Annotated in this window: 4 protein-coding genes; 1 reads left to right on the top strand and 3 read right to left on the bottom strand. The window is 60.2% G+C overall.

Annotated elements, in window-relative coordinates; translation table 11 throughout:
• Window positions 1–329: 329 nt before the first annotated feature.
• The gene (locus DZK26_RS05565) at window positions 330–3977 is read left to right on the top strand and encodes an Ig-like domain-containing protein (RefSeq protein WP_147306567.1); all 3648 of its coding nucleotides are present in this window, start codon (window positions 330–332) and stop codon (window positions 3975–3977) included.
• A 149-nt stretch (window positions 3978–4126) separates the two neighbouring features.
• On the opposite strand, the gene DZK26_RS05570 is transcribed toward DZK26_RS05565, so the two are convergent.
• From DZK26_RS05570 to DZK26_RS14705, 3 genes are all read right to left on the bottom strand, one after another.
• Window positions 4127–5413 carry a type II toxin-antitoxin system HipA family toxin gene (locus tag DZK26_RS05570; RefSeq protein ID WP_116896790.1) on the bottom strand — a complete coding sequence of 429 codons (1287 nt, stop codon included), beginning with the start codon at window positions 5411–5413 and terminating at the stop codon, window positions 4127–4129.
• The gene (locus DZK26_RS05575) at window positions 5403–5741 is read right to left on the bottom strand and encodes a helix-turn-helix transcriptional regulator (RefSeq protein WP_116896791.1); all 339 of its coding nucleotides are present in this window, start codon (window positions 5739–5741) and stop codon (window positions 5403–5405) included. The genes DZK26_RS05570 and DZK26_RS05575 overlap by 11 nt, the downstream gene beginning before the upstream one ends.
• 223 nt (window positions 5742–5964) lie before the next feature.
• Window positions 5965–6075 carry a hypothetical protein gene (locus DZK26_RS14705; protein ID WP_404976169.1) on the bottom strand — a complete coding sequence of 37 codons (111 nt, stop codon included), beginning with the start codon at window positions 6073–6075 and terminating at the stop codon, window positions 5965–5967.
• Between the last annotated feature and the right edge of the window lie 13 nt (window positions 6076–6088).

A 6088-nucleotide genomic window follows, 5' to 3' on the forward strand; every position in this document is an offset into this window, starting at 1 on the left:
TTCATCGACCGCCGGATCCAGCAACCGTTCGCAGGTCGCGTCGATGAGTTGCCTGCTCGATTCACCGTCAACGATCAGCGCGTAATCCACCTCCCCGCGCTCGATCATGCCCGCCACGATATCCGGGAATTCGGGACGGGAATTCGGGACACCCACAATCTGTTCGAAATCTCCTATGTCCAGCCGTTAGGAAAATCGTGGCTGTCCCGGTTTTTGTGGCAGCATTCGTGCCGGTTTCTCGTATAAGAAGGGATTACTAAACAGCCGCACGGTGTCGTCTTCTTATGAGAATCTCCTGGTTTGGTTTGTTGTTCGGCCTGATTATCACCTTGGCATGGACCGTTCCCCGTAGCGAAGACGATTTGTTCGCCGATCGGTTCGAGGGCGACTTATCGTCGTCCAACGAAATCATTCCCGGGGTCTTGTCCGCGGTGGACGATGACCTCCTGCTGGGTTCTCATCCGCAAGCGTTGGATGCGTCGCAGAGGGTGATCTTGCGGCGCCGAACGCCACCCGAAGACTTGCTCGGATCCGAGCGCAGCGAGCACTTTCGACCGCTGGGCGACCTGATCGAACTGCTTGCCCCGGACCTGGAGAAAGAAACCGACCTGCTGCAGGGAAAAGGCCGGGCAGCGTTCATCCTGGCCATTCCCGTTCCCTCCGGTGCCGATACCGACCGCTTGGTGCCGATGATGAAAGGCTGGGGCCAGTTCAGCATGCAGCACGAGATGGATCCCCGCGAGGCACCCGATATCTGGATGCCAATCAACGGCGTCTACGATCCCGACCACCAACTTTACCTGGTCGACCTGCCGATGATCGGTAATGCGGACTTTCCGACCCAGGTTGTGCTGGTGGAGCATCCGTGGATGGAGACCGAATCAACCCAGCCCATTCTGGACTGGCTGGTCGAGGAATACCTGCCCATGGCCGAAAACGCTCGTCCAGGCGAGCGTCTACCCACCTGGAAGACCGGTCCCAACTGGGATCCCGCCCGGTCGTCAGCCTCCCCCTTCGACGTGCGCTGCGATGCGTCAGAAGGCGACCCGTCGGTGTGTGGCTTGAACTACAGCGACCTTTACACCGCCATGGGCCCGCATCTGGAAGACGGGCTGGAAGAGTTCGAAACGGACATGGTGGGCAATCCTGTACCCAGGCTAAAGACCAACGATCAGGACCAATACATCTATTACCTGGCCGATGAAACCACGCGGGGCACCTGCAAGGATTTCCGTGGTTATTACAATGGCGTGACCAGGAACGCCTGGACCTGTACGAAAGCGCTTGGCAACAGCAACGACGTCGATGTCGCCCTGTCCACCACCCGCCACGAGCTATTCCACACTATTCAATTTGACTACCAGCTTTCACCGTTTCGGCGCTGGCTGACCGAGGGAACGGCGGCGCTGGTTCAGTACCCGGATCTGACCATCCATCGCCAAGAACGCCCGGTTGATGTTGGACTGCAATCGACTGACCAAAGCTTTCACTACCAGACCGAGCACTTCTGGTTCGACCTCTTGCTGCGAAGTGGCCTGGCCGACGTGCGCGGCGTCAGCCGCATCTTGCGAGAGGGGCTGACGACCACGGCTGCCGGCTCCTTCGTTGAAATCCGGACGCCGTTCGATACCCTCGGCGAAGCTCATTGGCACTGGGCTGCTAACGCGCTCTTCGTGGGCGATATCGAGCTGCCCGTCCAGGGTGCGACCAGCAGCGCCGGCTATCGATATACCCATCGCTGCGAGCCCAACTCCGGGTCCTTGGCCGGCGATATACCCACGTTGACGCTATCGACCAGCGCACAAAGAGAAATCGAACTGGATCTCGAGCCCTTGTCGGCCACGCTGGTCGAACTGGTCCTGCCGCCGCGCGAGCAGCACCATTTTTATGAAATCAACTACGAGACCACCTCGTGGCTTTCGTCCGGCCCCATGATCCAAACATTCACCGAACAGTCCGAGGCGATAGAAGGCGACTGTAGCAACATCAGCGGTACACTGATCCGAGCCTACAACCAGCCTGGCGCCGACAATCCAGAAATTGATGAGGGTGATGCCGCGGTGGTGGCTTCGGCCCTGTCGCCGGCGGGTCAGGCCGACCCTCGCAGAGCCTGGATCCTGGTCTCCAATCCCGGCGAGGCGCGTTCGAGCACCTTCATGCTCAGGGTCAGCCCGGCCCGGACCGAGTCTGATACCTACCTTGAGTTTCCCCCGCTGGAGGAATGGCAACCCGTTGCCAACGATGTCGGGATCGAGATGGACGGTAATACGTTTGTCCAAGTCTCCGTTGTTGAAAACGACGAGCCTGGTTATATCGGCGGTGCCTTGCAGATCATTGACCCGAGTGGTATCTGGCGATCGACGGACGCCGGCAATCGGTACCGCGCCCAGATGGACGCGACCGGCGAGATCAAGCTGTTGGAGTTCGAGGTTGAAGATGGCCAGTTCGACGGGACGGACACCATGAGCTATACGGTGCGCAATGAGCATGGTTATGTCGATACGGCCACTTTGACGGTCAACCGCTCGGTCATCCCGACCGCGCAGGACTTCACCGTGAAAGCCGGCGTGGCCTCAGAGGTGGTCATTGATCCGCGCGAAGCGGTGGACAACCCGGCCAACGGCTCCTTGTCGCTGGAGGATGCCGAACCACTAGGGCAGTTTGTGGGTAGCCTTCAGTTCTCCGGCAGCTGGGCTACTACGCGTGTATTGGAATACACCAGCGGTGGCCTGACGCCCGACAGTGCCCTGTTTGGCTACGTCGACAAGGCCAGTTACGAGATCCTAAACCGGGTCGGCTTGACCGACAGTGGCATCATTACCATCGAAGTCAACCGGCCCCAGTTCGAGCTGGCCTTTGATACCAGTCCAACCTTCCCACCCGAGATCATGCCCTGCGACCTGAATTTTGGCAGCGGTCTCGACGGTGATTTGTTTGCAGCGACCGGCTTGTCCGAGGACGGTTTGTTGCGCTCTTACACCCGTGTGCGTGGTATTGATTTCCCTGTTGGAAGTCTGGGTGGAGATACGGGTCAGACCGTCCTCAACGCCGTTACCGACGACGGTTTGGCCTTCGGCTGGTCCAGCGATACCGAGGGTTTTGTTCGTCCGGTGGTCTGGAATGGCGTCAGTCTGGATGTGGCCACTGGCATCGGTCCGGATTCGCAGGGCCGTCTGTTTGATGCCACCGAAAGCGGCTTTCTGGTGGGCCAGCAAGTAGACGAATCGGGCAGCAGGGTGCTGCTGCTTGCCGGGGGCCAGCCGGTGCAGCTGAATCAAAGCGAATTGGTCGGCGGTCACCTGGCGCTGGGTGCTTCAAACAATGGTGATCAGTTCTTCGGTGTCTACGGTCTGGCTGAAGATCCGGACTTCAGAGTCATTTCTTCGTCCTTTCTGCAACCCCCTGGCGGTGGCAGTCCCGCCTGCGGGCCGCGTTTCCCGACCAACGGCGGCCTATTCGCCGGCGGTGGGGCTGCATTTTTCTACGACATCATCAGCACCGATTTTCCCGAACGCGGCAATCTGTACCTGCTGCCATCGCTGGGCGGAGATCTGACCATCCCGCGCGCCGCCAATGCCGAGGGGCAGGTCGTCGGAACCTCGGCGGTCCACGACGTGCCGGACCGCAGCACCGGGAGCGAAAAAGTGCTGCGCGCGTTCATCTGGTCGGCTCAAGAGGGCATGACCGAATTGCCGAGCCTGGGCGGTGGCTACACCGAAGCGCTGACCGTCAGCGAAACCGGGGTCGTCGCCGGCACCGGCCTCGACGCCGACGGCAGCCAGTCCGGCTTCGTCTGGGAGCAGGGGCTGATCCTGAACCTAAACGACTTGCTGCCCGAAGAAAGCTCATGGCATATCTTCAGCGCCACTGAGATCCGCAGCGACGGCAGCCTGCTGGCCTGGGCCCAAAACCAAGGCGACGAAACGGCCGCGCCCGTCCCTGTCATCTTCCGACCGGCCGAGGGTTCGTTTCGATAAGGTCGACAGCCGCCGGATCAATTCTCGACCATAAATTCCAGCAACCCCTTCTGAGAGGTGTGCGAGCCACGAGCATTATCCCCAAGCGAATCAAAACGGAAGATCTAGGCAAGAAATCCAGGACACCGTGTCCTGGTTTTCAGATGTCTTTAGGCCTGCTGCAGCCCCTCTGGCGCACCTTCGAAGGCAAACTCATTCAGGAAGATGCGCTTACCGAACAGGTTGCGCTCGACTTCGTTTAGATCAGCTTCGTCGCAGATGTCGTCCCACCCGTTGCGGATGATGCCGATTTGCCGGGTGATGATGTCCTTCGCCGCTTGATCGCCTAACTGAAAGTTCGGCGCCGCCTCAAGGCACGTCGCAAGCGTGCTTGTCCGATTGTTCCCGACGATAAGCATCGCCTGGCTGGCCACGTTCCCGGAACGGCTTTGCGGGCAGATGTCGTAGGCGGGCGTCAAGGTCAGCTGTTTTCCATCCCAGAAGCCTGCATGGTTGCGGGCGTGATCGTCAGTGTTGCCGCACAGGATATTGAACACCAGCCGTCCATACAGCTCGTGCAGCGTCGCCCTTGGCGATGTGAAGCGGTGACGGATGATTTCCGCGAAGTCTTCATAGCTGGCGTAACGCGCCATCATTTCATCGAGGCCGAACAGCGTGAGCGCCGAAACCATCGCCTTGCGTGTCCAATCGCCATTCGTCTTCGTGCGATCGAAGCGCTCGACCAACAGCACGTCCTTGCCGGCAACCCATTCAAGGCGGACAGGGGCGACGTTGAGCCCCGCCTTGGCGGCAAGGCGCATGGCGACATATTCCGCCTTCACCACATTGTAGGTGTCGGTCGAAGACGAGAACTTGGCGATCATCTTCGTATCGCCGTCCTGGACCATCGCCTTAGGGCGTGCGCCGCCGAGCGACGTTCCGTGAAACAGCGCCTGATCAAGATCGGGCGTCAGCGGCACGCCTCTCTCGACTTTCTCCGCGGCGTTCAGCAGCTCTTCGAGCGTCGCGTTCTGGACCGCGCGCGCCTGGTACTCGGAAGGGGAGCGCTGGAAGTCCAGCGCGCCGATACGGTCGGAGCCGGAGGCCAACAGATAGGTCAGCTCATCGAGCACGGCGATATCGACATCCTGGCCCTTGCGTCCGAAGGCCCGGTTCAGGATAACGCGACGGCCCCACGCATCGGGCGCGGCGTCGCGCAGGCATCCGGCCATGCTCAGCCCGGCCTCGGGCGCAATCGCGCCGCTTCGTAGCGGCAGTTCCGGCTCGAAGATCGGTATCGCTTCGGGGCGGTCCAGATAGCTCTGACCGTAGTTGAAGATCAGCCGCTCGCCGTCGCGTGCGATGCGACCGGCGACGACCGGTTCTGTCGCGCCGGGTAGCCATATCCAGACATAGGCCTCCTCCGGCGCTTTGGTGTCGGGGCGATCAGAAGTCATCTTTCACCTTTGTCGTTCCCGTGCGGACGGATCTCGGCAGCAGGGTGAGCCTGTCGCGCTCCATCGACAGGTGCCGCGTCAGTGTCGTCGGCTCGGATTCGAACAGGTGCAGCCCGACAATGGCGGCCAACTCGAAGGCCGCGCCGATCGATGAGCCCATTTCGCCTTTCTCGATTCGGTGGACGAGGCCGCGTGAAATATCGGCACGCTCTGCGACGTCGGCGACCGTGAGGCCGCGCTCCACGCGCGCGTTACGGATCATCAGCCCGAGAAGCTCTACAGCTTCGCGAGCATAACGTGAATAGCTTCTGTGCGCAGGCTTTGCCATTGGTCTTAGCGCTCCATAAACAGGTCACAAAATGCGATTGCGCCCTATTTATAGATCATACTAGCAGATTTCAAGGTGATTGGACAGACGATGGATAACGTTCCATAAACGGATCATAAGGCCAACTAATGGTCCGTTTATATGACAAAAAGGGTGCGTGAGGGGCAGGCTTGTGCCCTAGTTTTCCCGCCCAATAGATCATGGGTGTCCCGGTTTTCGGGGACTACCAGACGATCTCGGCCATGGAACAGTTCAACCCCGAGCCGATGCCTAGCAGGGCGACCCGGTCTCCCTTTTCGAGCTTGCCGGCCTCGGCGACCTGCGCCAGCACGATCGGTGCCGAGGCG

Source organism: Wenzhouxiangella sp. 15190 (genome assembly GCF_003417465.1).
GTDB lineage: Bacteria > Pseudomonadota > Gammaproteobacteria > Xanthomonadales > Wenzhouxiangellaceae > Wenzhouxiangella.

Excerpts from the sequence above, each read along its gene's own strand:
- DZK26_RS05570 (WP_116896790.1), bottom strand. The coding sequence starts at position 5,413 with ATGACTTCTGATCGCCCCGACACCAAAGCGCCGGAGGAGGCCTATGTC.
- DZK26_RS05575 (WP_116896791.1), bottom strand. The coding sequence starts at position 5,741 with ATGGCAAAGCCTGCGCACAGAAGCTATTCACGTTATGCTCGCGAAGCT.